The sequence below is a fragment of the Microvirga sp. Mcv34 genome (assembly GCF_024519725.1).
GTDB lineage: Bacteria > Pseudomonadota > Alphaproteobacteria > Rhizobiales > Beijerinckiaceae > Microvirga.
The window spans coordinates 73,876-96,093 of record NZ_JALJRK010000017.1; the positions used below are offsets into that span (position 1 = coordinate 73,876).

Genomic DNA, 22,218 nt, shown 5'->3' on the forward strand with positions numbered 1-22,218 from the left:
AGACTGCCCCAACTCGAAAGCCCGTCGCGCCCGCTCCGTGCGGCATGAGCCTATGTCATTCCATCACTGTTCGCCGTCCTGTCCCGTGCTGGGGACACGAGCGCGACTGTCCTCGCGAAAGTAGTGGGTCTCATCCCCGATCAGGATCCTGGCCAGCCCGTCGATCTCCTGCACCACTCGGTCAATCTGACTGTACTCCGGGCCGCCGATCGGGATGTCGGCCAACGTGCGCGTGAGGAGATGGCGGGTCGACCGCAGGGACCCCAGGAGCCTTTCGGCGATGTCCCGAGTGATAAGACGACGGGACTTTCTCGAATGACCGTGCCGCATGGGATCGCCTCGAGGTTCTTTATTTGCTTCGGCTGATGGCGGTGCCAAGCCACGCAATCATCACGATCCGATGGTTTCAGGGTGACTGGAGCCACCCCGGACCGGCGTCACCCCAATCCGTCCCCGGACGTACCCGAACGACAGGGCTGCGGCGAGTCGCTCGATCCGTTGTTCCTGGATGTGCTGCTCGCCGAGAAGGGCCTTGATGGCGGTTCGTGGGTTGCCGCCGTAGGATTCGATCATGGCCGTGACATCAGCCTCCATCTGCTCCGTGTCACACGTGGGCTGAACCTGATCGGTCATCGTCACCTCCCTTGAGAGCCGCGACGATACTGATTCGGAGCATCGGCCACCATCGCAATGTTCTTCATTTGTTCCGTGTCTGTGGAATGTGGGGAAATCCTGGGATGACGGCGTGCCGCTGTCATCCGGCACCCCCGTACGGGCCGTTGTGCAATGCCTGATCCACGACGACGAACCGCCGTCGGCGCAGGTCGACGTCATTATCGCTCAGGATCAGTTCGACGTGCTGTTCCGGCATCTCTGGATCAGCCCGACACCGGCGGTCCTCCGGGTGGCGATCTCGCCGACCTGCTTCCAGTATGCGATGGCCGGCATGGCACCCGGATACCCTAAGGACGTCGTATTCCCCAGCGGTGTTACGACCGCGCAGATCGACGATGTCGCCGTCGACAAGAGACTCTCGGCACCTGCTGCAAGTGCCATGTCCGAAGTCACCCACGCAGAAGCTTTGGCCGACCCGTCCCTGGAGCGCCTGGACGTCATCAGGAAGCACGCAGACAGGATTGCGACATCGGGGAAACGAATCGAATTCCTCGCGGGATTGGCCGTCGGAATCCTCGTGATTGCCGCGTTCCTTCGGTGAGGAAGAGCGGCCGTACCTGCCCAAAGGACTCGAGATCTGGGGCGCGGCGGACGTTCGAACGAGAAAAGGCCCGACTTCCCTGACGGAAACGGGCCTTTTCTCAGTCCTTGGCAGACGCTCCCAGTCCTGTCGGCCAGCGCACAACCCAAGGCTGTAAGGACCGAAGAGTCAGGCTTTTCGCCGATTCGAGTCAGGATACCCCCGGGTTTGAGTCAGACTTCAAGACCCGGGGACACATCGTGATGATCACACATCCAGGTTCGCCACCGAGAGGGCGTTTTCCTGAATGAACTCGCGGCGCGGTTCCACCACGTCGCCCATGAGCTTGACGAAGAGATCGTCGGCGTCGGTCGTGTCCTTGACCTTCACCTGCAGCAGCGAGCGCACGTCGGCGTCGAGGGTTGTCTCCCAGAGCTGCTGGGCTGTCATCTCGCCGAGACCCTTGTAACGCTGGAGCTGCAGCCCCTTGCGTCCGGCTGCAAGCACCGCGTTGAAGAGCGAAAGCGGACCGTCGATCTGCATCTCATCGTTCTTGCGCACGAGCTTCGCAGGCCTCGCATAGACGTCCTGCAGAGTTGTGGCGCGCTCGTCGAGCTTCTTGGCTTCCTGGCTGGCGATGAGAGCTTGGTCGAGCGTCGCGGTCTGCGTCACGCCGCGCACAGTGCGCGAGAAGACATAGCCGCCCTCGCGGATCTCGCCGGTCCAGCCGCGTTCCAGTTCTTCCGAGATCGCGTCGAGACGCTGCGCAATATAGGCCGCCTTGGCGGGACCCTGCTGTGGATCCTCGGCCACGTCGGGACGCAGGGCACCGGCAATCGCCGCCTGCTCCACGACCTTGCGGTCGTAGCGAGTGTGCAGGCTGTTCAGCACTTGTCGCACGAGGCGCGACTCGTCGATGAGGCCCTTCAGCTGGTCGCCCTGGAAGGCCACGCCGGTTTCGAGCTGCAGCGCGGCGTTCTCGACGCCTTCGCCGATGAGGTAATCTTCGAGCGCGCGCTCGTCCTTCAGGTAGATCGAGGACTTGCCGCGAGTCGCCTTATAGAGCGGCGGCTGGGCGATGTAGAGATACCCGCGGTCGATCAGCTCCGGCATCTGACGGAAGAAGAACGTGAGCAGCAGAGTACGGATGTGCGAGCCGTCCACGTCCGCGTCGGTCATGATGATGATGCGGTGGTAGCGCAGCTTGTCGAGGTTGAACTCCTCGCGGCCGATGCCGGTGCCGAGCGCGGTGATCAGCGTGCCGATTTCCTGGCTCGACAGCATCTTGTCGAAGCGCGCACGCTCGACATTGAGGATCTTGCCGCGCAGCGGCAGTACGGCCTGGAAGGCGCGGTTGCGGCCTTGCTTGGCAGAGCCGCCGGCGGAGTCGCCCTCGACGAGCAGCAATTCGCATTTCGACGGATCGCGCTCCTGGCAATCGGCGAGCTTGCCGGGAAGCGACGCAATGTCGAGCGCGCCTTTCCGGCGGGTGAGCTCGCGCGCCTTGCGGGCGGCCTCACGCGCGGCGGCGGCTTCCACCACCTTGCCGACGAGGGTGCGGGCCTCCTGCGGGTGCTCCTCGAGCCAGTTGTTGAGCGCCTCGTTCATCACGTTCTCGACCGCGGGACGCACTTCGGAGGAAACGAGCTTGTCCTTCGTCTGAGACGAGAACTTCGGATCCGGCACCTTCACGGAGACGACGGCGGTCAGGCCCTCGCGGCAATCGTCGCCGGTGAGCGAAACCTTTTCCTTCTTCGTGAGGCCCGACGATTCCGCGTAGCCGTTCACCTGACGCGTCAGCGCCGCGCGGAAGCCCGCCAGGTGCGTGCCGCCGTCGCGCTGCGGGATGTTGTTGGTGAAGCAGAGCACGTTCTCGTGGTAGGAGTCGTTCCACCACAGAGCCACCTCGACGCCGATGCCGTCCTTCTCGGAGCGGATCATGACCGGCTGCTGGATCAGCGGGGTCTTGGCGCGGTCGAGATAACGCACGAAGGCTTCCACGCCGCCCTCGTACATCAGCTCCTCGCGCTTGTGCTCCGCATGGCGCTTGTCGGTCAGGACGATGCGCACGCCCGAGTTCAGGAACGCCAGCTCGCGCAGGCGGTGCTCCAGGGTCGCGTAGTCGAACTCCACCATGGTGAAGGTTTCGGGCGAGGGCGTGAAGGTCACTTCCGTGCCGCGCTTGCCCGGCGCGTCGCCGATCACCGCGAGGGGTGCCACCGCATCGCCGTGGCGGAACTCCATGAAGTGTTCCTTGCCGTTGCGATAGATGCGCAGCTTCAGGGAGGTGGAGAGCGCATTCACCACCGAGACGCCCACGCCGTGCAGGCCGCCTGAGACCTTGTAGGAGTTCTGGTCGAACTTACCGCCCGCGTGCAGCTGGGTCATGATGACCTCGGCGGCCGAGACGCCTTCGCCCTGGTGGATGTCGGTGGGAATGCCGCGGCCGTTGTCGGTGACGGTCACCGAACCGTCCGCATTGAGCGTGACCGTGACTTCCGTCGCGTGACCGGCGAGCGCCTCGTCGATGGCGTTGTCCACCACCTCGTACACCATGTGGTGCAGGCCCGAGCCGTCATCGGTATCGCCGATATACATGCCCGGCCGCTTGCGCACCGCATCAAGGCCCTTGAGGACCTTGATCGATTCCGCGCCATAGGCGTCGGCATTCACGTTGATAGCAGGTTCGGCCATTTGGGATCCTTCAAGACGCGCGAAAAAGGACAGGCACGCCAGGGTTTTGATTCGTCAGATCAGATATTTAGTGACGAATCGTTGAAATTTCACCCCCGCGCGTACATGCGCGCGTGAAAAGGGGCGGAAAAATCCACCAGAATCTGCCGAATCAGGGACTTTCAGGGGCGGTTCTTTGCCTCAGCCGCGCCGGGAGGTCAGCGCGACGCAACGGCAGCCGCAGCGCCGGCCAGGAGGGCCCCGGTGGTGCGGTTGAGCCTCCGGATCGCCTTCGGGGTCGTGAAGAGCTGCCGGGCCCGGGCGGCGAGCACGATATAGCCGGCAAAGACCACGCCCAGAACGCTCAAGGTCGCGGCCACTAGCTCCGCATAGCCCAACCCCGTGATCCGGGTGAGGTCGAGGATGGTCGGCAGGAGGGCGAGGTAGAACACGATGGTCTTCGGGTTGCCCAGGGTGAGGGCGAGGCCGCCGAGGAGAAGCTTGGCCGGATGCTCCCGCCTCGCGTCGGCCTTCACGTCCTTGGCGAGCGCGGGCGCCGTCCAGATCTTATAGGCGATGTAGAGCAGGTAGGCCGCACCGGCGTATTTGATGACCAGGAACACCTCGTGAAAAGCCTGAGCGAGTGCCGCGAGACCCAGAATGGCGAAGGTCAGCCAGACCACGTCTCCCAGCGCCACGCCGATGCTGAACGCCACCGCCTCCTTCGGCCCGCGGCCGAGAACCCGCCCGACGATGGCGGCGATACCCGGGCCGGGCGAGGCGGCGGCGATGAAGAGGGCGGAGGAGAAGAGCAGCAGGCCTGCGATATCCATGGTTCTCGACCCGGAAGAGACACTATTGCCGTCACCATAAGACCAAGCGGCTCTTCAGACCATCAAGGAATTCTGATGGATTCGATCACGCCGGGCGACACCTGCAGGATGTCGGCCCGGCTCTGCAACTCGGCGAAGAGGCCCGGATCCGCGCCCGTCATCCAGACCTGCCCGCCCAGGGATTCCAGCGCGTCATACAGCCCGGCCCGACGGCGGGGATCGAGATGGGCGGCGACTTCGTCGAGGAGCACGAAGGGCGCGATGCCGCTCATGCTGGCGACGAGGCGGGCATGGGCGAGGACGAGGCCGATCAGCAGCGCCTTCTGCTCGCCCGTGGAGGCGGTGTTGGCGGGAATGTCCTTCGGGCCGTGGCGCACGAGGAGGTCCGAAGCCTGGGGGCCGACGAGGGTGCGTCCCGCCGCCCGGTCGCGGGCGCGGGAATCGCGCAGGATCGCGCGGTAGCGGTCCTCGGCATCGACGGCCGGCAGGGTGGCGACGAGCGTGTCGAGATCGCCGTCGAGGCCCATCGTGGCGAAGGGGAAGGGCGATTCCTCCTCGCGGGTCTCGAGGATGAGGCTCGCCAGCCGCTCCACGGTCTCTCGGCGGGCGGCCGCCACCGCGATGGCGAGTTCCGCCACCTCCCGTTCGAGGGCATCGAGCCAGAGCCGGTCGTCGGGGTTTTCCTCGAGCACGCGGTTGCGCGAGCGCAGCGCCCGCTCCAGGGCGTTCACCCGCGACCCGTGCTCCGCATCGACCGCGAGGACGAGCCGGTCGAGAAAACGCCGCCGGTCGCCGGCGGGCCCGCGGAAAAGGGCGTCGAGATCCGGCGTGAGCCAGACGATGCGCAGGAACTCGGCGAAGGCCGTGGGCGAGGAGGCGGGCATCCCATCGATGCGGCAGACCCGCGAGGCGCGGGAGCCTTCGCCCTGGGGCTCGATGCCGGTGCCGAGCCGGTGCTCGCCGAAAGGGGCGTCGAGGGTCACCGAAACGGCGAAGGAGCCCGGCCCCTCATGGCGCGCCATCTCGCCCAGCTCCGCGCGCCTCAGGCCGCGACCGGGCATGAACAGAGAGATCGCCTCCAGCACATTGGTCTTGCCGGCCCCGTTCTCGCCCACGAGCGCCACCAGCGGGCGCGAGACAGTGAGGTCCAGACTCGCATAGGTGCGGAAGTCCTGGAGAATCAAGCGGACGATTCGGGAAGCGGCAACGGGGGAGGAGGACATGCGCCCCCTTCATTCAGGAGCGGACGCGAAAGATCAAGCGTTGGCGCGGCCAAAGCGGCTTCGGAGTGTTTGCAGGCCCTGCATCCAGACGATTCACGTCATGGCCGGCACACGGAGAAGCGCGGCACCTCAAGCAATCGGGATCACCGTCACGGGTCCCCGGATCAAGTCCGGGGAGGTGATGACAGTGAGTAAATTCCGAAACCGATCCCAGATCGTCGCCGCGCTCCGTCTGGAATGACGCTTGTCAGTGCGCCTTACACCCGCATCGGCATCAGGACGTAGAGCGCCGAGGCGCCTTCGCGGTCCTGGACGATGGTAGGGGAGCCGGGATCGGCGAGCTTGAACAGGGCGGTGTCGCCGTCGAGCTGGGACGTGATGTCGAGGAGGTAACGGGCGTTGAAGCCGATATCGATCGGCGCGGCGTCGTAATCGACCTCGATCTCTTCCGTGGCGCTGCCCGAATCCGGGTTGTTGACGGTGAGCGTCAGGCGCCCGTCACCCAACGCGAGTTTCACCGCACGTCCACGCTCGGACGAGATGGTGGAGACGCGATCCACGGCCTTGGAGAAATCGGCGCGCTCGACCACGAGAACCTTGTCGTTCCCGGCCGGGATGACGCGCTGGTAATCGGGGAAGGTGCCGTCGATGAGCTTGGAGGTCAGCACCACGCCGTCAAAGGTCAGGCGCACCTTGGCGGAGGACAATTCGACGGTGACGTTCTCGGACCCGTCTTCCACGAGCTTGACGATCTCGGCCACGGCCTTGCGCGGCACGATCACGCCGGGCATGCCTTCCGAGCCCGTGGGCGCCGGGATCTCGACCCGGGCGAGACGGTGTCCGTCGGTGGCGACCGCGCGCATGACGATGGAGCCGCCTGCGTCGATGGTGTGGAGATAGATGCCGTTGAGGTAGTAGCGAGTCTCTTCCGTGGAGATCGCGAACTGTGTCTTCTCGATCAGGCGCTTGAGGTCGCTGGCCGCAAGCGTAAAGCGGTGCGGCAGGTCGCCGGCGGCGAGGTCCGGGAAGTCGCTTTCCGGCAGGGCCTGCAGCATGAAGCGCGAACGGCCGGAGCGGATCTGCATCTGGCCCATGTCGGCGGTCATCTCGAGCGACACCTGGGCGCCGTCGGAAAGCTTTCGGACGATGTCGTAGATCATGTAGGCCGGAACCGTGGTCGAGCCGGCATCCGTGATCTCGGCCGGGATCGTCTCCGTCACCTCGATGTCGAGGTCGGTGGCCTTGAGGCGAAGCGATCCTTCGTCCGCCCGCAGCAGGACGTTCGACAGGATCGGAATGGTGTTGCGGCGCTCGACGACGCGGTGCACATGCCCCAACGCCTTCAGCAGAGCGGCGCGCTCAACGGTAACTCTCATAACCCAGCACCCGATTTCGGTGAAATTCTTGGCCCGATCCCGCCAAGGACGGGCCTCGGGCGGGACAAGCAGGGCAGCAATGTTGGCTTTTGTCGCCTGAGAAAGCAAGGCCGGGGGATTCCCCGGCCCCTACCGCCTGCAGCGGTCAATCCCTCAAGCTTACTCCTGCAGCATACGCTTGAGGAGCTCGACCTCGTCGGAGAGGGCATGGTCTTCCCCAAGGGCCTTCTCGATCTTGCGCACCGCGTGGAGCACCGTGGTGTGATCACGCCCGCCGAAGCGGCGGCCGATCTCGGGCAGGGAACGCAGGGTGAGCACCTTGGACAGGTACATGGCGATCTGGCGCGGCCGCACCACGGCGGCGGTGCGGCGCTCCGACAGAATGTCGGAGCGGGAGACGTTGTAGCGCGAGGCCACCAGCTTCTGGATGTCCTCGATCTTGACCCGCTTCGGCTCGCGGTTGCGCACGAGGTCGCGGATCGCCGTCTCGGCGGTCTCCAGGGTGATGGATGAGCCGGTGAGCGTCGCATGGGCGAGCAGGCGGTTCACGGCGCCTTCGAGATCGCGTCCGTTGGCCGTGATGGCGCGCGCCACGTAGGCGATCACGCTCTGGCCCACCTCGAAGGTCGGATGGATCGTCTTCAAAGCCTCGACGCGGGTGGTGAGGATCGAGGTGCGCAGCGCCTCGTCGAGGGCGCTGACCTCGACCACGAGACCGCCGGCGAGCCGCGAGCGCACACGCTCGTCCAGGTTCTCCAGATCCGCCGGCGGACGGTCGGCGGCGATCACGATCTGGCGGCCCGCATCGATGAGGGCGTTCAGGGTGTGGCCGAATTCCTGCTGGATCTGCTTGCCCTGGATGAACTGCACGTCGTCGATGATGAGCAGGTCGATGCCTCGAAGACGCTCCTTGAAGGCGAGCGACGTCTGCGCCTTCAGGGAGGCCACGAAGCCGTACATGAAGCGGTCGGCGGTCAGATAGATGACGCGGCGGCCTTGCGCGCGCACCTCGTGGCCGATGGCATGGAGGAGATGGGTCTTGCCCAGGCCGACGCCCGCATGGAGATAAAGCGGGTTGTAGATCGCCTGGCCGTTCTGGGCATGGGCGACCCTGTCAGCCGCCGCGTGGGCGAGCGCGTTGGAGCGGCCGACGATGAAGCTCTCGAAGGTGAGGCGGGAATCGAGCGGCGCGCCGCCGAGATCGCCGCTCTCGCCGCGCTCCTCCTGGGGAGCCGCGAGGGACGGGGCCTTGATGTCTCCCGATGCGCTCGGGAGCGCCATGGAGGCGGTCGGCGCCGGACGGGGCGCCTCGCTCACCCGACGCTGGGCGGCCGGGTCGCGTCCGAGGGTGCTGCGCACGCCGATGGAGACGCGCTCCACGTCGCCGCTCTCGGAGCGGTAAACGGCCAGCACACGATCGGCATAATGGGATTCGATCCAGCTTTTCAGGAAGCGGGTGGGAACGGTGAGATAGGCGCAGCCCTCGATCACCGAATCCAGTTCCAGGCGTCCGAACCAGCTGGCGAAGATATCCTCCCCGAGCTCGGCCCGGAGACGGCGCTTGACCCGGGTCCATACGTCCGATGCCGATTGCTCGCCCGGAGTCTCCATGCCGTTCTCGCTGGGAGCGGCAAAGGTGCGGTGATCTTCGCTGCGATACATCAATGTTCCTCCACGAGGTTCCGCCTTCTTTAAGGTCGGAAACCCCCACGCATGACCCGTTTCGAACACCAAGGCACAAAGGCCTCACAGGTTATCCGAAACGTGGCGCCCCCAATTGTACTAAAGATTATTTGAATGCTTTTAAGTCGAGACTGTCGCTGACTGCCGCCTCCTTCACCTTCACTCAAGGTCTATCAAGATTACCCCTCGGTAAAGGACGAGCCTTCGCTTGCTTCTTGAGAGAATGAAACAACGACTTATCCCCGCACATGGTGACTTTAGTTCGAGCTTTGAGTGAATGACTTCACGGCGAGCCGTTGAAGCAAATTGACCTTACACAGGGTGCGGGACGGGGTGCAATACGGCCGAGTCGAGTCTCTGGTCCCCACAAGCCCCCGGCTGCGTTCACAGCCTCGTCCACAGGTTTTGAATCTGGGCTTTAAAGTCCTGACTCTTCAACTGATTCACAGTTCCATCACAGCCTGTCCGGAAGCCTGAAAAAAGAGTCTTTTCGCAACCTTGATTCAGAACCGATTCGTCCCGACTCGTGGGTGATTCTGATGCTTCGCGATGCTTTGCCTGCTAAGCTGTTGAATAAAATGAGTGTTTTCTGTGCGGTTTGAATCCGCCTCGTGGGACGTTCAACCTGTCGAACGGGGATAAAGTCAAGCTGACATGTGGATAAAATTCGGAGCCCGAATCCGGCTCCGAATACGAAAAAACCCGGCCGTGAGGCCGGGTCTGATCGACGATGAAAAGTCAGCCGTGACGGCTGCTTTTAAGCGCTCAGCGCGTTGATGCGGCTCGCGAGGCGCGAGACCTTCCGCGACGCGGTGTTCTTGTGCACGATGCCCTTCTGGGCGGCGCGCATCATCTCCGGCTCGGCGGCGCGCAAGGCGGCGACGGCCTCGGTCTGATTGCCGGCGGCAATGGCCTCTTCGACCTTGCGGACGAAAGTCCGCATCCGGCTGCGACGCGACTTGTTGACCGCGGTGCGCTTCGCGATCTTACGGGTCATCTTCTTGGCGGACACGGTGTTGGCCATGGCCCATCCTCGTTCTTTTAAAATCCCGATGCGCCAAGCTGAGCCCGTCTAGAGCTCCGGCAGCGACCGGTTGATTGCATGGAAACCGAAGAGCCCGCGGGACGCGCGGGCTCATGTGAGGCGGCTTATAGACGCGAAGGCCGCGAACGTCAACGACCATGGGCCTTTGCGCGTCAAAAAAGCGCCCATGACATCTTCTGAAGGGCCTGCCGCCAGGGATTGGCCGGGTCGAGCAGGAGCCTGAGCGCCATGAGGCCCGAGACCAGGACCAGGAGCGGGCGGATGATCCGTGAGCCCAGATGCACGGCCAGCCGCGATCCGGCCTGGGCGCCGAGAAAGGACGCCGCCGCCATGGCGAGACCGATCGACCAAACCACCGCGCCGGTCGACGCATAGAGAAGGAGGCTGCCGAAATTGCTCGCGAAATTGACCAGCTTGGTATGGGCCGTCGCCTTGATCACCCCGTAGCCGAGGAGGGTCACGAAGGCCAGCATGTAGAAGGAGCCGGCGCCAGGCCCGAAAATGCCGTCGTAGAAGCCGATGGCGACCGGCGCGGTCAGGCCGAAGGCCAACGCCGTCATGCGGGCATGAGCATCCTCGTCCTTCATCTTGCGCGAGAGGGCGAAGTAGATCGCCATGGCGATGAGCAGCACGGGGATCAGTACTTCCAAGACCGGGCGCGGCAGGAACTGCACGCACAGGGCCCCGGCGACGCTGCTCGCGAACGCCACCAGAGTGAAGCCCCAGGCCTTGCGCCACTCGATCAGCCCCTTCCGGCCGAAGGTATAGGTGGCGGAGGCGGCCGCGACCGAGCCCTGCACCTTGTTGGTGGCGATGGCCTGGGCCGGGTCGAGGCCCGCGAGGAGGAGGGCGGGCACGGTCAGGAGCCCGCCGCCCCCGGCGATGGAATCCACGAAGCCCGCAAGGAAGGAGACCGCGGCGAGCGCCGCGATCATGTCGAAGCCGATCTCGGTCACGTCTACTGGTTCTTGAACTCGGCCGGGCGCTTGCCGACGAAGGCGCTCATGCCTTCCTTCTGGTCGGCGGTGGCGAACATGGCGTGGAAAAGGCGCCGCTCGAAGCGGATGCCCTCGGAGAGGGAAACCTCGTCGGCGCGGTTGATGGTTTCCTTGGTCATCATGGCGATGGGCAGCGACATGGACGCGATGGTCTCGGCCGTCTTCATGGTCTCGGCGAGAAGGTCGGCGAGCGGCACCACCCGGGCTACGAGGCCGGAGCGTTCCGCCTCCTCGGCGCCCATCATGCGGCCGGTCAGGCACATCTCCATGGCCTTGGCCTTGCCGATGAGCCGGGTCAGGCGCTGGGTGCCGCCCATGCCCGGCATGACGCCGAGCTTGATCTCCGGCTGGCCGAACCGGGCGTTGTCCGCCGCGATGATGAAGTCGCACATCATGGCGAACTCGCAGCCGCCGCCGAGGGCGAAGCCCGCCACGGCGGCGATCATCGGCTTGCGCCGTCCCGACACCTTCTCCCAGCCGGAGAAGAAATCGGCCATGTAGGTGTGCGGATAGGTGAGCTCGGCCATCTCCTTGATGTCCGCGCCGGCCGCGAAGGCCTTCTCCGAGCCCGTGATGACGATGCAGCCGATCGCCGGATCCGCCTCGAAGGCATCGAGCGCCTGGTTCACCTCGTTCAGCAGAGCCGAATTGAGGGCGTTCAGGGCCTGGGGCCGGTTGAGGGTGATCAGCCCCACTTTCCCGCGCGTCTCAACGAGAATCGTCTCAAAAGCCATGCCGGCATCTCCTCATCGTCGGATGAGACACCGGTAGGCGAGGCTTTCAGGGACGGCAAGCGGAAATCGGGACGCTGCGCGTCCGCCTTAAGACGATGACCGCTTCTGGCATTCCGGACAATAGAAGGTGGAGCGCCCGGACTGCACGAGCCGGGTCACCGTGCCGGTGCAGGCGGGGGTCACGCAGGGCTCGCCCTCCCGGTCATAGACCCGGAACGAATGCTGGAAATAGCCGAGCGAGCCATCGACCTGCGCGTGGTCGCGCAGGGTCGAGCCGCCGGCCTCGACGGCCTCGGCGAGCACGTCCCGGATGACAGCCGCCAATTGGTGGGCCGTGTCGGTCGGCTGTCCATTCCTCGTCGCGAGCGAGCCGGCCGGCGCCTCCGGATGAAGGCCGGTGCGGAACAGGGCCTCGCAGACATAGATGTTGCCGAGCCCGGCGATCAGCCGCTGGTCTAGGAGAGCGGCCTTCAGGGGCGTGCGCTTGCCCTGAAAGAGCCGCGCGATGGTCTCGCCCGAGAGCTCGTTGCCGAGGGGCTCGATGCCCATCCCGGCGAAGTGCTTCGAGGTCTCGATGGCAGACCGAGGCACCAGATCCATGAAGCCGAAGCGGCGGGTGTCGTTGTAGGTGACGGTCGCCCCGTTGGAGAGTTGGAACACCACATGGTCGTGGGCGCCCAGGGATCCGTGCTCGTGATGGAACTCCCCCGGCATGCGGGTGGCGCCTTCCTGGGTCACCAGAAACCGTCCCGACATGCCCAGATGCATCACCAGCACCTCGCCCGAGGCGAGATCGGCGAGGAGATATTTGGCCCGGCGGCCCAAGGCCGTGATTTCCTGGCCTTCCAGGCGCTCGGCAAATCGTTCCGGAAAGGGAAAGCGCAGGTCCGGCCGGCGCTGGGTCACCTTGGTGAAGCGGGCGCCGACCATGGCGGGCTCCAGGCCTCGGCGCACGGTTTCGACTTCAGGAAGTTCGGGCATCAACCATCTCTCGGCTTCTTGAGACCTCTTACATAGCCATCCGGTCCTGCTTCCGCTATGGATCGCGACATTGGCGCATCGTGCGGACCCGGAGGGCCGGGTTCGCGAAATGGGGATTCGGTTCGGGTCCGATACGCCAGGCGATGACGAGAGGGTTGGTGAGGATCATGACCGACGACAACACCCATTTCGGGTTCCAGTCCGTGCCGCTCGGCGAGAAGCAGGGCAAGGTCAACGAGGTCTTCCGCTCGGTGGCGAGCCGCTACGACATCATGAACGACCTCATGTCGGCCGGGCTCCACCGCCTCTGGAAAGACGCCCTCGTATCGACCCTGCGTCCGCCGCGCGACCGGCCGTTCCGTCATCTCGACGTGGCCGGCGGCACCGGCGACGTGGCCTTCCGCATCCTGGACGAGAGCGGCCCGCAGACCCGGGTGACGGTGCTCGACATCAATGGCGAGATGCTCAAGGTCGGTGCCGAGCGGGCCGGCCACCGCTATGAGGGCCGCATCGATTTCGTCGAAGCCAATGCGGAGGAACTGCCGCTCGAGTCCAAGACCTACGACGCCTACACCATCGCGTTCGGGATCCGGAACGTGCCGCGCATCGATGCGGCGCTCCGCGAGGCGCACCGGGTGCTCAAGCCCGGCGGGCGCTTCCTGTGCCTCGAATTCTCCAAGGTCGACGTGCCTGTCCTCGACAGGATCTACGACGCCTATTCCTTCAACGTCATCCCGAAGCTCGGAAGCATGGTGACGGGCGATGCGGAATCCTACCAGTATCTGGTGGAGTCGATCCGCCGCTTCCCGCCGCCGGCCGCCTTCGCACGGATGATCGAGGAGGCGGGTTTCAAGCGCGTCACGCACCGGACATTGACGGCGGGCGTCGTCGCCATCCATTCCGGCTGGAAGATCTGACACGTGATCGGCAGTCTCGTTCACTTCACCCGGAACCTGCATGCGGGTTTCGTTCTGGCCCGCGAGGGCGCGCTTTCGCTCGTCGATCCGAGCGCGTTGCCACCCGCCGCCCGTCTCGGCCTGCGTGTCGCGCGCCTCATCGAGCGGCCGCAGGCGGGCGATGGGGCCGCGCGGCTGTCCAAGGCGCTGACGCGGCTCGGGCCTTCTTACGTGAAATTCGGCCAGTTCCTGGCGACTCGCCCCGACATCGTCGGCGTGGCGGCTGCGCGCGATCTGGAGCGGCTGCAGGATCGCATGCCTCCGTTCCCACGGGCGGAAGCGGTGCGCATGGTGGAAGCCGCGCTCGGGCGTCCCATCGACGTGCTGTTTCTCGAATTCAGCGAGCCGATCGCGGCCGCTTCGATCGCCCAGGTGCACAAGGCCCGCATCCGCACCGCGGACGGCGAGGAAACTGTCGCCGTGAAGGTGGTACGGCCCGGCGTGCGCGAGGGATTCGCCCGCGATCTCCAGGCCATGCGGGCGGCCGCCCGCCTGTTCGAGCGTCTGGTGCCCGATGCGCGCCGCCTCAAGCCGCTGGAGATCGTGGAGGCGCTCGCCCGTTCCGTCGCGGTCGAGATGGACCTGCGCCTGGAAGCCGCCGCCGTTTCGGAACTCGCGGAAAACACCAAGGACGATCCGGATTTTCGCGTGCCGAAGCCGGAATGGGATCTCACTGCCCGGGACGTGCTCACCACTACCTGGATCGAGGGCGTCCGCCTCAACGATCTGGCCGGAATCGAGGCGGCTGGCCTCGATCGGGTGGCCCTGGGCCGCACGGTGATTCAGTCCTTCCTGCGCCATGCCATCCGCGACGGTTATTTCCACGCCGACATGCATCCGGGCAATCTGTTCGTGGATGCAGAAGGGCGCCTGGTCGCCGTCGACTTCGGCATCATGGGCCGGCTCGGCATGAAGGAGCGGCGCTTCCTGGCCGAGATCCTGCTCGGTTTCATCCGCCGCGATTACCTGCGCGTGGCGCAGGTGCATTTCGAGGCGGGATACGTGCCGCCGCACCATTCGGTGGAGGATTTCGCGCAGGCCATCCGGGCCATCGGAGAGCCGATCCACGACCGGCGCGCCGATGAGATCTCGATGGCGAAGCTCCTGACGCTGCTCTTCGAGATCACGGCTCTTTTCGACATGGCGACCCGCATCGAGCTCGTCATGCTGCAGAAGACCATGGTCGTGGTGGAGGGCGTGGCCCGTAACCTCGATCCGAAGCTCGACATGTGGACCACCTCCGAGCCGGTGGTCCGCGACTGGATCGAACGCAATCTCGGTCCGCTCGGCCGCGCCGAGCAGGCGGGGCGGGGCCTGTGGACCCTCGCCGGCGTCATCGGCGACCTACCGGAGCTGGCGCTGCGCGCCGAGCGCGTGCTCAACCAGCTCGAGGACGTGACCGCAAAAGGCGTCGCCCTCGACCAGGACAGCGTCGCCGCCATCGGCCGGGCCGAGGCCCGGGGCAACCGCTGGGGCGTGGCGGCCTTGTGGATCATCGCGGCCTCGCTGATGATCATGCTCTTCAGGGGCTTCGCATGACGGCGCTTTCAGGCAAACGCATCCTTCTCGTCATTGGCGGCGGCATCGCGGCCTACAAGTCGCTCGACCTCATCCGCCGCCTGCGCGAGCGCGGCGCCTCCGTGCGCTGCATCCTGACCGCCGGGGCACAGCAATTCATCACGCCACTCGCGGCGTCCGCGCTGACCGGCCAGCGGTCGCACACCGATCTGTTCGACCGCGAGGACGAGGCCGATATCGGCCATATCCGCCTCGCTCGCGATGCGGACCTCGTGATCGTGGCGCCGGCCACCGCCAACCTCATGGCCAAGATGGCGGGCGGCCACGCGGACGATCTCGCGTCCACGGTTCTGCTCGCCACCACGCTGCCGATCCTGATCGCTCCGGCCATGAATGTGCGCATGTGGCTGCATCCGGCAACGCAGCGCAACCTGACGACGCTTCGGGCGGACGGTGTTCACGTGGTCGGGCCCAATGACGGCGCGATGGCGGAGGCCGAATTCGGCCCCGGTCGCATGGCCGAGCCCCTGGAAATCGCGGCGGCGGCCGAACGCCTGCTCGTGCCGTCGGGGCCGCTCGCCGGCAAGCACGTGATCGTCACCTCCGGTCCGACGCACGAACCCATCGATCCGGTGCGCTACATCGCCAACCGCTCCTCCGGCAAGCAGGGTCATGCCATCGCCAAGGCCGCGGCCGAGGCCGGCGCGCGTGTCACGCTGATCTCAGGTCCCGTGACGCTGCCGGATCCTGCCGGCGTGACCACCGTGCACGTGGAAAGCGCCCGTGACATGCTGCAGGCTGTGGAAAAGGCCCTGCCGGCCGATATCGGTATCTTCGCCGCCGCCGTCGCCGATTGGCGCGTGGCTAATGCGGGCGAGCAGAAGATCAAGAAGAAGGACGGCACGCTGCCGAACCTGTCGCTGACGGAGAATCCCGACATCCTCGCCACGGTCTCGCATCGGGCCGAGAACCGCCCGCCGCTCATGGTGGGCTTCGCGGCCGAGACCGAGCATGTGATCGAGCACGCCAAGCAGAAGCTCGCCCGGAAGGGCTGCGATCTCATCGTCGCCAATGACGTGTCCACCGCGGGAGGCGTCATGGGCGGCGACAGCAACACGGTGCATCTCGTCTCCGCCTCGAATGTGGAGACATGGCCGACTCTGGCGAAGACCGACGTGGCGAGAAAGCTCGTCGAGCGCCTCGGCTCTCTGACCGAAGGTGCGAAGTCATGAGCCGCCTGCCGATTCAGCGTCTCGCCCATGCGGCCGGCCTGCCTTTGCCGCGCTACGAGACGGCCGGCGCCGCCGGCATGGATCTCGTCGCGGCCAATCCGGCCGACGGGCCGATCATCCTGCAGCCGATGCAGCGCACGCTCGTTCCCACGGGTCTCGTGTTCCAGCTCGAGCCCGGCTTCGAGGCGCAGGTGCGTCCCCGTTCGGGCCTGGCCTTCAAGCACGGCATCACCGTGCTCAATGCACCCGGCACCATCGACGCCGATTATCGCGGCGAGGTGCAGGTGCTTCTCGTCAATCTGGGGGCCGAGCCCTTCATCATCTCGCGCGGCATGCGCATCGCCCAAGTGGTGATTGCGCCGGTCACCGTTGTAGAACCGGTCGAGGTGGAGGAGGTCGACGAGACCGGTCGGGCTGCCGGCGGCTTCGGGTCGACGGGGCTGGGATAAGGGAGCTCTCGCATGAACTTTCTCTCGCGCCGCTCGCTTCTCGCCATCGCGGCCGTCACCGACATCGCGCTTCATGCCCGGCCCCTGCCGGTTTCGGCCAAGGCGCTCGCCGCCCGTCACAATCTGCCCCCGCGCTATCTGGAGCCGGTGCTGCAGGCGCTCGTCCGTCAGGGCGTCCTGAAGGGCGTGCGCGGTCCCCGGGGCGGCTATGAACTGGCCCGCGAGCGACGGCGGGTTACGGCCGGCGATATCGTGCGCATCGCCATGTCGGCCCTGGAGGAGGACGGCTCCTCGCCGATGCCGGAATCCCGCCTCGCCGAGGCTGTCGTGTCGCCCCTGGTTCAGCATGGAACGGAGGCGTTCCTGGCCGAGCTCGACAAGGTGACGGTGGAGGATCTGTGCCAGAAGGCGCAGGCGGAAGGCGTGGTCGAAGCGGCCTCTCCCATCGATTTCACGATATAAAACGTGAAAATTGAGAAATATCGACACGTCATGCGGGAAAGGTTAAGTTTCCTTCGACCTGAAGGAGGAAACTCATGGCTGACACTCTCACTTCATCGGATGCCAAGCCCGGACGGGGACGCATCTACGGCTCTATCACGCAGACCATCGGCAACACCCCGCTCGTGCGCCTCAACCGGCTGCCGCAGGAGCAGGGGATAGACGCCGAGATCCTCGTGAAGCTCGAGTTCTTCAATCCGATTTCAAGTGTGAAGGACCGCATCGGCGTCAGCATGATCGAGGCCATGGAGGCCGCCGGGAAGATCAATCCTGACACGACCCTGATCGAGCCGACCTCCGGCAATACCGGCATCGCGCTCGCCTTCGTGGCGGCGGCGCGGGGCTACCGGCTGATCCTCGTCATGCCCGAGACCATGTCGATCGAGCGCCGCAAGATGCTGGCTTATCTCGGCGCGGAACTGGTGCTCACCCCCGGCCCCATGGGCATGAAGGGGGCCGTGGCCAAGGCGGAGGAGCTCCTGAACGAGATTCCCAATTCGGTCATCCCGCAGCAGTTCAAGAACCCGGCCAATCCGGAGATCCACCGCAAGACCACGGCGGAGGAGATCTGGAACGACACCAACGGCCAGCTCGACGCCTTCGTGGCGGCCGTGGGCACCGGCGGCACCATCACGGGCGTCGCCCAGGTGATCAAGCCGCGCTTGCCCAGCATGAAGGTGATCGCAGTCGAGCCCGAGGATTCTCCGGTTCTCTCCGGCGGCCAGCCTGGCCCGCACAAGATCCAGGGCATCGGCGCGGGGTTCATTCCGGACGTGCTCGACCGGTCGCTCATCGACGACGTGGTGACCGTGGGCAACCAGACGGCCTTCGACACGGCGCGCAAACTGGCCCGGCTCGAAGGCATTCCCGGCGGCATCTCGACCGGCGCCAACGTGGCGGCCGCCCTCGAAGTGGCCGCGCGGCCCGAGTTCAAGGGCAAGCGCATCGTCACCGTCGCGCCGTCCTTCGCCGAGCGCTATCTGTCGACGGCCCTGTTCGAAGGGCTCTGATCGCTTCACGGCAGACGATCTCAAAGGGCGGCTTCACGGCCGCCCTTTTTGTTCACGCTCGTCCCAAGCGTAGCCAGAACTTCGCCGATCCGGTCGGGTTCTCCTTGCTGCACATGAATTCAAACGATGTCTCAAGGAGTTCGACATGGCGGAACACAAGGCGCCTCATTCGTTGAAGGAGCAGTCGGCGGACCAGATCCGCAACGAGCAGCGCGGAGGCATCGACAGCCCCGTCGATCCGAACCGGGATGGCGGCATCGAGGGCAATGCCACCATGCGCAAGGTGTGGAGCGAGCCCGGTGGCGAGGCCTACAATTACCGTCAGGGCCAGACCGGGCAGACCAGCCAGGCCGGCATGGACGGTCATGACGAACTTACCGCCGCCGAGACGCCCGAGGCCACCCGGCACCTGAGCGATGCGACCCTGTCGCCCGAGGACAAGGACGCGACGGCCGAGGCCATCGAGCGCGCCACCGCCGTCAACGGCAAGCAGCAGGATTGAGGAAGCACCGCCATGGGCAATGCAGGCTACGGCAATCACACCGAGGACACGGCGAAGGACGTCGCCTCCAAGAGGCAGGCTCCACAATCCGGTTCCGACAAACAATCCGGCGGCAAGGTCCCGGCCGCGGGGCCGCACGACAAGCCGGATCTGACCGACCCGAACGCAACGCCCGGAGCCGGCGCATTGCCGGAAGCGGGCGATCACGACGCCACGGACTCGACGAGTTCATAACGATCGCGAGAGGAGACGAGCATGGCTCAACCGGACAGCAAGAAACCCGGTCAGGCGACCGAGGAGGACATCAGCGCGCCGCGGCTGACCCCGCAGGGCCGCGAGAATCCCGACGCCTCGGGCGAGGATTCCACGAACCCGATGGGCGAGGGCGCCAAGAAAGGTCAGGGCAGCACGGCGGAAGGCTGACACGTGTTCATCCTGGACGAAGCGCGTCGGAGATCCGGGATCGGGTTCAGAATGAAACGCTATTCTTGTCTAGCGATCCCGGGTTCTGCTCTGCAGCCCCGGGATGACGCCGTGAGAAGGGAAGCGCAATTTCCATTACGCGCCGCCGTCACGTCCGTACAACCGAAAGCCTTCGCGTTCGCAAAGGCGCTCGTAATAACGCTCGATCTCCGGCAGGTCGGGCCGCTTCAGCGGAATGCTTTTCCAGCGATGGATCGACAGGCCGATGACGATATCAGCGCAGGTGAAATGCCGACCGGCGATGTAAGCACTTGTGCGCGCCAGCTCCCGAGAGACGACGCGAACGGCAGCGGAGAACTTATCCCAGGATTCCGCAATTTGCTTCTCGTCCTGGAAATGCGGGTTCTTGCGTACGAGCCCCATGAACGCGTAGCGCCAGGTGTTGTTGAAGTCGGAGACCTGCCAGTCCATCCACTTCTCGACATGCGCTCGCTCGGCAGGCGTGTCGGGAAGTAGGTCGTGGCGGCTTTCGCGGGCAGCGAGATAGCGGACGATGCTGTTCGATTCCCAGAAGAGCTGGCCCGCATCCTCCAACACCGGAATCATGCCGACGGGATTGAGCTTTTGAAACGCGGGATCGGTGACGGGCCGCGTTCCGCCGCCCCAATCGATGCGCTCGAAGGGGAGGCCGAGTTCCTCACAGATCCAGAGAACCTTGCGAACGTTGATGGAGCCCGCATAGCCGTGAATCTTCAGCATGTTTCCCTCACATGAAAAAGGCCGCCCATTAGGCGGCCTTTTGATCCTTTAAGCGCTCAGCGCTTCCTTCTGCTTCTCGGCGCGCTTGCGGTCGTTCGGATCGAGGATCGCCTTGCGGATGCGGATCGACTTCGGCGTCACCTCGACGAGCTCGTCGTCCTCGATCCAGGCGAGCGAGCGCTCGAGGGTCATGCGGATCGGCGGGGTCAGGCGCACCGCTTCGTCCTTCGAGGTCGTGCGGATGTTGGTGAGCTTCTTGCCCTTCAGCACGTTCACTTCCAGGTCGTTCTCGCGGTTGTGCTCGCCGACGATCATGCCCTGATACACTTTCCAGCCGGGCTCGATCATCATCGGGCCGCGATCTTCCAGGTTCCACAGGGCGTAGGCCACGGCCTCGCCCGCGTCGTTGGAGATCAGCACGCCGTTGCGCCGTCCCGCGATCTCGCCCTTGTAGGGCTCGTAGGCGTGGAACAGGCGGTTCATGATGGCGGTGCCGCGGGTGTCGGTCAGAAGCTCGCTCTGGTAGCCGATGAGGCCGCGGGTGGGAGCGTAGAACACGAGGCGCTGGCGATTGCCGCCCGACGGCTTCATCTCGACCATTTCGGCGCGGCGCTCGGACATCTTCTGCACGACGACGCCGGAATGCTCCTCGTCCACGTCGATGACCACTTCCTCGATGGGCTCGAGCAGCTGGCCGTTCTCGTCCTTCTCGAACACCACGCGGGGACGCGACACGGCGAGCTCGAAGCCCTCGCGGCGCATGGTCTCGATGAGGATCGCGAGCTGCAATTCGCCACGGCCGGACACGAAGAACGAATCCTTGTCGGAGGCTTCCTCGATCTTGAGGGTCACGTTGCCTTCCGCTTCCTTGAACAGGCGGTCGCGGATCATGCGGCTCGTCACCTTGTCGCCTTCGGTGCCCGCGAGCGGGCTATCGTTGACGATGAACGACATGGTCACGGTCGGCGGGTCGATCGGCTGCGCCTGGATCGGAATGTCGTTCTCGGGCGCGCAGAAGGTGTCGGCCACCGAGCCCTTCACGAGGCCCGCGATGGACACGATGTCGCCGGCTTCGCCCACTTCGATCGGCTGGCGCTCCAGGCCACGGAAGGCCAGGATCTTGGACACGCGGCCGGTCTCGACCACGTTGCCCTCACGGTCGAGCACCTTGATTGACTGGTTCGGCTTCACCGTGCCCGAGGCGATGCGGCCCGTGACGATGCGGCCCAGGAAGGGATTGGCCTCGAGCAGAGTGCCGAGCATGCGGAACGGGCCTTCCTCGGTCTTGGCCGGAGGCACGTGCTCGAGCACGAGGTCGAAGAGCGGGGCCAGACCCTGGTCGCTCGGGCCTTCCGGCGACTTCGCCATCCAGCCGTTGCGGCCGGACCCGTAGAGGATCGGGAAGTCGAGCTGCTCGTCGGTGGCGTCGAGCGCCGCGAACAGGTCGAACACCTCGTTGATGACCTCCTGGTGGCGGGCATCGGGACGGTCGATCTTGTTGATGGCCACGATCGGGCGAAGGCCGATCTTGAGGGCCTTGGAGACCACGAACTTGGTCTGGGGCATCGGGCCTTCGGCCGCGTCGACAAGCACGATGGCGCCGTCGACCATGCTCAGGATGCGCTCCACCTCGCCGCCGAAATCGGCGTGGCCCGGAGTATCGACGATGTTGATGCGGGTGTCCTTCCAGACCACCGAGGTGGCCTTGGCCAGGATCGTGATGCCGCGCTCCTTTTCCAGGTCGTTCGAATCCATGGCGCGCTCTTCCACGCGCTGGTTCTCACGGAAGCTGCCCGATTGCTGGAGGAGCTTGTCGACCAGGGTCGTCTTGCCGTGGTCGACGTGGGCGATGATGGCGATATTGCGTAGTTTCATGGGGGTCTTTCAAAGCAAAGCGGCCCGGCACGCGGCAAACTTGGCCGCGCCCCTGGCTCATGCCGGGCGGAAATCTGATGCGCTGCAATATAATGATAAGAGAGCGGCCGCAATAGGGCATGGTGGCGCGTTTCTGAGCAGGGGAACAGGCAGCACCTTAGGAGCCCAGGGCTGGGAAGCCCTGAGCTGAAGGTGGTTCGAGGGTGGCGTGTCGGGCAGCCCGGCTCGCTGTGAGTAGGTTTGTTGGAAGAG

At 65.3% G+C, this 22,218-nt stretch carries 23 protein-coding genes; 10 read left to right on the forward strand and 13 right to left on the reverse strand.

Features of this window, described 5'->3' with window-relative positions; translation table 11 throughout:
• Window positions 1-63: 63 nt before the first annotated feature.
• Together OC446_RS11720 and OC446_RS11725 are read right to left on the reverse strand one after the other, a co-directional pair.
• Window positions 64-330 carry a hypothetical protein gene (locus OC446_RS11720; protein WP_262029204.1) on the reverse strand — a complete coding sequence of 89 codons (267 nt, stop codon included), beginning with the start codon at window positions 328-330 and terminating at the stop codon, window positions 64-66.
• 60 nt (window positions 331-390) lie between these two features.
• A complete protein-coding gene (locus OC446_RS11725; protein ID WP_262029205.1) occupies window positions 391-633 on the reverse strand; it encodes a hypothetical protein in 243 nt (80 codons plus the stop codon).
• 112 nt (window positions 634-745) lie between these two features.
• Between OC446_RS11725 and OC446_RS11730 the strand changes: the two genes are divergently transcribed.
• Entirely contained in the window at window positions 746-1,216 is a 471-nt protein-coding gene (locus OC446_RS11730) for a hypothetical protein (RefSeq protein ID WP_262029206.1), read from the forward strand.
• A 246-nt stretch (window positions 1,217-1,462) separates the two neighbouring features.
• On the opposite strand, the gene gyrB is transcribed toward OC446_RS11730, so the two are convergent.
• The 9 genes from gyrB to mutM form a co-directional block, all read right to left on the reverse strand.
• Window positions 1,463-3,889, reverse strand: coding sequence for a DNA topoisomerase (ATP-hydrolyzing) subunit B (gene gyrB, locus OC446_RS11735; RefSeq protein ID WP_262029207.1), 2,427 nt, complete (start codon window positions 3,887-3,889; stop codon window positions 1,463-1,465).
• Window positions 3,890-4,086: 197 nt separating this feature from the next.
• Window positions 4,087-4,701 carry a LysE family translocator gene (locus OC446_RS11740; protein WP_262029208.1) on the reverse strand — a complete coding sequence of 205 codons (615 nt, stop codon included), beginning with the start codon at window positions 4,699-4,701 and terminating at the stop codon, window positions 4,087-4,089.
• A 62-nt stretch (window positions 4,702-4,763) separates the two neighbouring features.
• Window positions 4,764-5,924 (reverse strand): DNA replication/repair protein RecF, encoded by a 1,161-nt coding sequence (gene recF, locus OC446_RS11745; protein ID WP_262029209.1) that lies wholly within the window; start codon window positions 5,922-5,924, stop codon window positions 4,764-4,766.
• 257 nt (window positions 5,925-6,181) lie between these two features.
• Window positions 6,182-7,300, reverse strand: coding sequence for a DNA polymerase III subunit beta (gene dnaN, locus OC446_RS11750; RefSeq protein ID WP_040638226.1), 1,119 nt, complete (start codon window positions 7,298-7,300; stop codon window positions 6,182-6,184).
• Window positions 7,301-7,459: 159 nt separating this feature from the next.
• Window positions 7,460-8,911 carry a chromosomal replication initiator protein DnaA gene (dnaA, locus tag OC446_RS11755; protein WP_262029228.1) on the reverse strand — a complete coding sequence of 484 codons (1,452 nt, stop codon included), beginning with the start codon at window positions 8,909-8,911 and terminating at the stop codon, window positions 7,460-7,462.
• Window positions 8,912-9,740: 829 nt separating this feature from the next.
• Window positions 9,741-10,007 carry a 30S ribosomal protein S20 gene (gene rpsT / locus OC446_RS11760; protein ID WP_262029210.1) on the reverse strand — a complete coding sequence of 89 codons (267 nt, stop codon included), beginning with the start codon at window positions 10,005-10,007 and terminating at the stop codon, window positions 9,741-9,743.
• Between the two features lie 173 nt (window positions 10,008-10,180).
• Entirely contained in the window at window positions 10,181-10,984 is an 804-nt protein-coding gene (locus tag OC446_RS11765; RefSeq protein WP_410055062.1) for a TSUP family transporter, read from the reverse strand.
• 2 nt (window positions 10,985-10,986) lie between these two features.
• Window positions 10,987-11,760 carry an enoyl-CoA hydratase gene (locus tag OC446_RS11770; protein ID WP_262029211.1) on the reverse strand — a complete coding sequence of 258 codons (774 nt, stop codon included), beginning with the start codon at window positions 11,758-11,760 and terminating at the stop codon, window positions 10,987-10,989.
• 87 nt (window positions 11,761-11,847) lie between these two features.
• Window positions 11,848-12,741 (reverse strand): bifunctional DNA-formamidopyrimidine glycosylase/DNA-(apurinic or apyrimidinic site) lyase, encoded by an 894-nt coding sequence (gene mutM, locus OC446_RS11775; RefSeq protein ID WP_262029212.1) that lies wholly within the window; start codon window positions 12,739-12,741, stop codon window positions 11,848-11,850.
• 167 nt (window positions 12,742-12,908) lie between these two features.
• Here mutM and ubiE point away from each other — a divergent pair, with 167 nt between their 5' ends.
• From ubiE to OC446_RS11820, 9 genes are all read left to right on the forward strand, one after another.
• The gene (gene ubiE, locus OC446_RS11780; RefSeq protein WP_262029213.1) at window positions 12,909-13,658 is read left to right on the forward strand and encodes a bifunctional demethylmenaquinone methyltransferase/2-methoxy-6-polyprenyl-1,4-benzoquinol methylase UbiE; all 750 of its coding nucleotides are present in this window, start codon (window positions 12,909-12,911) and stop codon (window positions 13,656-13,658) included.
• Between the two features lie 3 nt (window positions 13,659-13,661).
• A complete protein-coding gene (gene ubiB / locus OC446_RS11785) occupies window positions 13,662-15,236 on the forward strand; it encodes a 2-polyprenylphenol 6-hydroxylase (RefSeq protein WP_262029214.1) in 1,575 nt (524 codons plus the stop codon).
• Window positions 15,233-16,447, forward strand: coding sequence for a bifunctional phosphopantothenoylcysteine decarboxylase/phosphopantothenate--cysteine ligase CoaBC (gene coaBC, locus OC446_RS11790; RefSeq protein WP_262029215.1), 1,215 nt, complete (start codon window positions 15,233-15,235; stop codon window positions 16,445-16,447). The genes ubiB and coaBC overlap by 4 nt, the downstream gene beginning before the upstream one ends.
• Window positions 16,444-16,896, forward strand: a complete 453-nt coding sequence (dut, locus tag OC446_RS11795) for a dUTP diphosphatase (protein WP_262029216.1) — start codon at window positions 16,444-16,446, stop codon at window positions 16,894-16,896. The genes coaBC and dut overlap by 4 nt, the downstream gene beginning before the upstream one ends.
• A gap of 12 nt (window positions 16,897-16,908) precedes the next feature.
• A complete protein-coding gene (locus OC446_RS11800; protein ID WP_262029217.1) occupies window positions 16,909-17,358 on the forward strand; it encodes an RrF2 family transcriptional regulator in 450 nt (149 codons plus the stop codon).
• 74 nt (window positions 17,359-17,432) lie between these two features.
• Window positions 17,433-18,407, forward strand: a complete 975-nt coding sequence (gene cysK, locus OC446_RS11805) for a cysteine synthase A (protein ID WP_262029218.1) — start codon at window positions 17,433-17,435, stop codon at window positions 18,405-18,407.
• Window positions 18,408-18,552: 145 nt separating this feature from the next.
• Window positions 18,553-18,909: a hypothetical protein gene (locus OC446_RS11810; RefSeq protein WP_181051021.1), complete on the forward strand. Its 357-nt coding sequence runs from the start codon at window positions 18,553-18,555 to the stop codon at window positions 18,907-18,909.
• Window positions 18,910-18,921: 12 nt separating this feature from the next.
• Window positions 18,922-19,143 (forward strand): hypothetical protein, encoded by a 222-nt coding sequence (locus OC446_RS11815; protein WP_262029219.1) that lies wholly within the window; start codon window positions 18,922-18,924, stop codon window positions 19,141-19,143.
• Window positions 19,144-19,164: 21 nt separating this feature from the next.
• Complete coding sequence (locus tag OC446_RS11820; RefSeq protein WP_262029220.1) at window positions 19,165-19,332, forward strand: hypothetical protein; 168 nt, start codon at window positions 19,165-19,167, stop codon at window positions 19,330-19,332.
• Window positions 19,333-19,467: 135 nt separating this feature from the next.
• Here the strand turns inward: OC446_RS11820 and OC446_RS11825 are convergent, their stop codons facing one another.
• Window positions 19,468-20,091, reverse strand: coding sequence for a glutathione S-transferase family protein (locus OC446_RS11825; protein WP_262029221.1), 624 nt, complete (start codon window positions 20,089-20,091; stop codon window positions 19,468-19,470).
• Between the two features lie 48 nt (window positions 20,092-20,139).
• Window positions 20,140-21,966: a translational GTPase TypA gene (gene typA, locus OC446_RS11830; RefSeq protein ID WP_262029222.1), complete on the reverse strand. Its 1,827-nt coding sequence runs from the start codon at window positions 21,964-21,966 to the stop codon at window positions 20,140-20,142.
• Window positions 21,967-22,218: the final 252 nt, after the last annotated feature.

Coding starts and splice junctions, on each gene's coding strand:
- OC446_RS11720 (WP_262029204.1), bottom strand. CDS start 330: ATGCGGCACGGTCATTCGAGAAAGTCCCGTCGTCTTATCACTCGGGAC.
- OC446_RS11725 (WP_262029205.1), bottom strand. CDS start 633: ATGACCGATCAGGTTCAGCCCACGTGTGACACGGAGCAGATGGAGGCT.
- gyrB (WP_262029207.1), bottom strand. CDS start 3,889: ATGGCCGAACCTGCTATCAACGTGAATGCCGACGCCTATGGCGCGGAA.
- OC446_RS11740 (WP_262029208.1), bottom strand. CDS start 4,701: ATGGATATCGCAGGCCTGCTGCTCTTCTCCTCCGCCCTCTTCATCGCC.
- recF (WP_262029209.1), bottom strand. CDS start 5,924: ATGTCCTCCTCCCCCGTTGCCGCTTCCCGAATCGTCCGCTTGATTCTC.
- dnaN (WP_040638226.1), bottom strand. CDS start 7,300: ATGAGAGTTACCGTTGAGCGCGCCGCTCTGCTGAAGGCGTTGGGGCAT.
- dnaA (WP_262029228.1), bottom strand. CDS start 8,911: ATGGAGACTCCGGGCGAGCAATCGGCATCGGACGTATGGACCCGGGTC.
- rpsT (WP_262029210.1), bottom strand. CDS start 10,007: ATGGCCAACACCGTGTCCGCCAAGAAGATGACCCGTAAGATCGCGAAG.
- OC446_RS11770 (WP_262029211.1), bottom strand. CDS start 11,760: ATGGCTTTTGAGACGATTCTCGTTGAGACGCGCGGGAAAGTGGGGCTG.
- mutM (WP_262029212.1), bottom strand. CDS start 12,741: ATGCCCGAACTTCCTGAAGTCGAAACCGTGCGCCGAGGCCTGGAGCCC.
- ubiE (WP_262029213.1), top strand. CDS start 12,909: ATGACCGACGACAACACCCATTTCGGGTTCCAGTCCGTGCCGCTCGGC.
- coaBC (WP_262029215.1), top strand. CDS start 15,233: ATGACGGCGCTTTCAGGCAAACGCATCCTTCTCGTCATTGGCGGCGGC.
- dut (WP_262029216.1), top strand. CDS start 16,444: ATGAGCCGCCTGCCGATTCAGCGTCTCGCCCATGCGGCCGGCCTGCCT.
- OC446_RS11800 (WP_262029217.1), top strand. CDS start 16,909: ATGAACTTTCTCTCGCGCCGCTCGCTTCTCGCCATCGCGGCCGTCACC.
- cysK (WP_262029218.1), top strand. CDS start 17,433: ATGGCTGACACTCTCACTTCATCGGATGCCAAGCCCGGACGGGGACGC.
- OC446_RS11810 (WP_181051021.1), top strand. CDS start 18,553: ATGGCGGAACACAAGGCGCCTCATTCGTTGAAGGAGCAGTCGGCGGAC.
- OC446_RS11815 (WP_262029219.1), top strand. CDS start 18,922: ATGGGCAATGCAGGCTACGGCAATCACACCGAGGACACGGCGAAGGAC.
- OC446_RS11820 (WP_262029220.1), top strand. CDS start 19,165: ATGGCTCAACCGGACAGCAAGAAACCCGGTCAGGCGACCGAGGAGGAC.
- OC446_RS11825 (WP_262029221.1), bottom strand. CDS start 20,091: ATGCTGAAGATTCACGGCTATGCGGGCTCCATCAACGTTCGCAAGGTT.
- typA (WP_262029222.1), bottom strand. CDS start 21,966: ATGAAACTACGCAATATCGCCATCATCGCCCACGTCGACCACGGCAAG.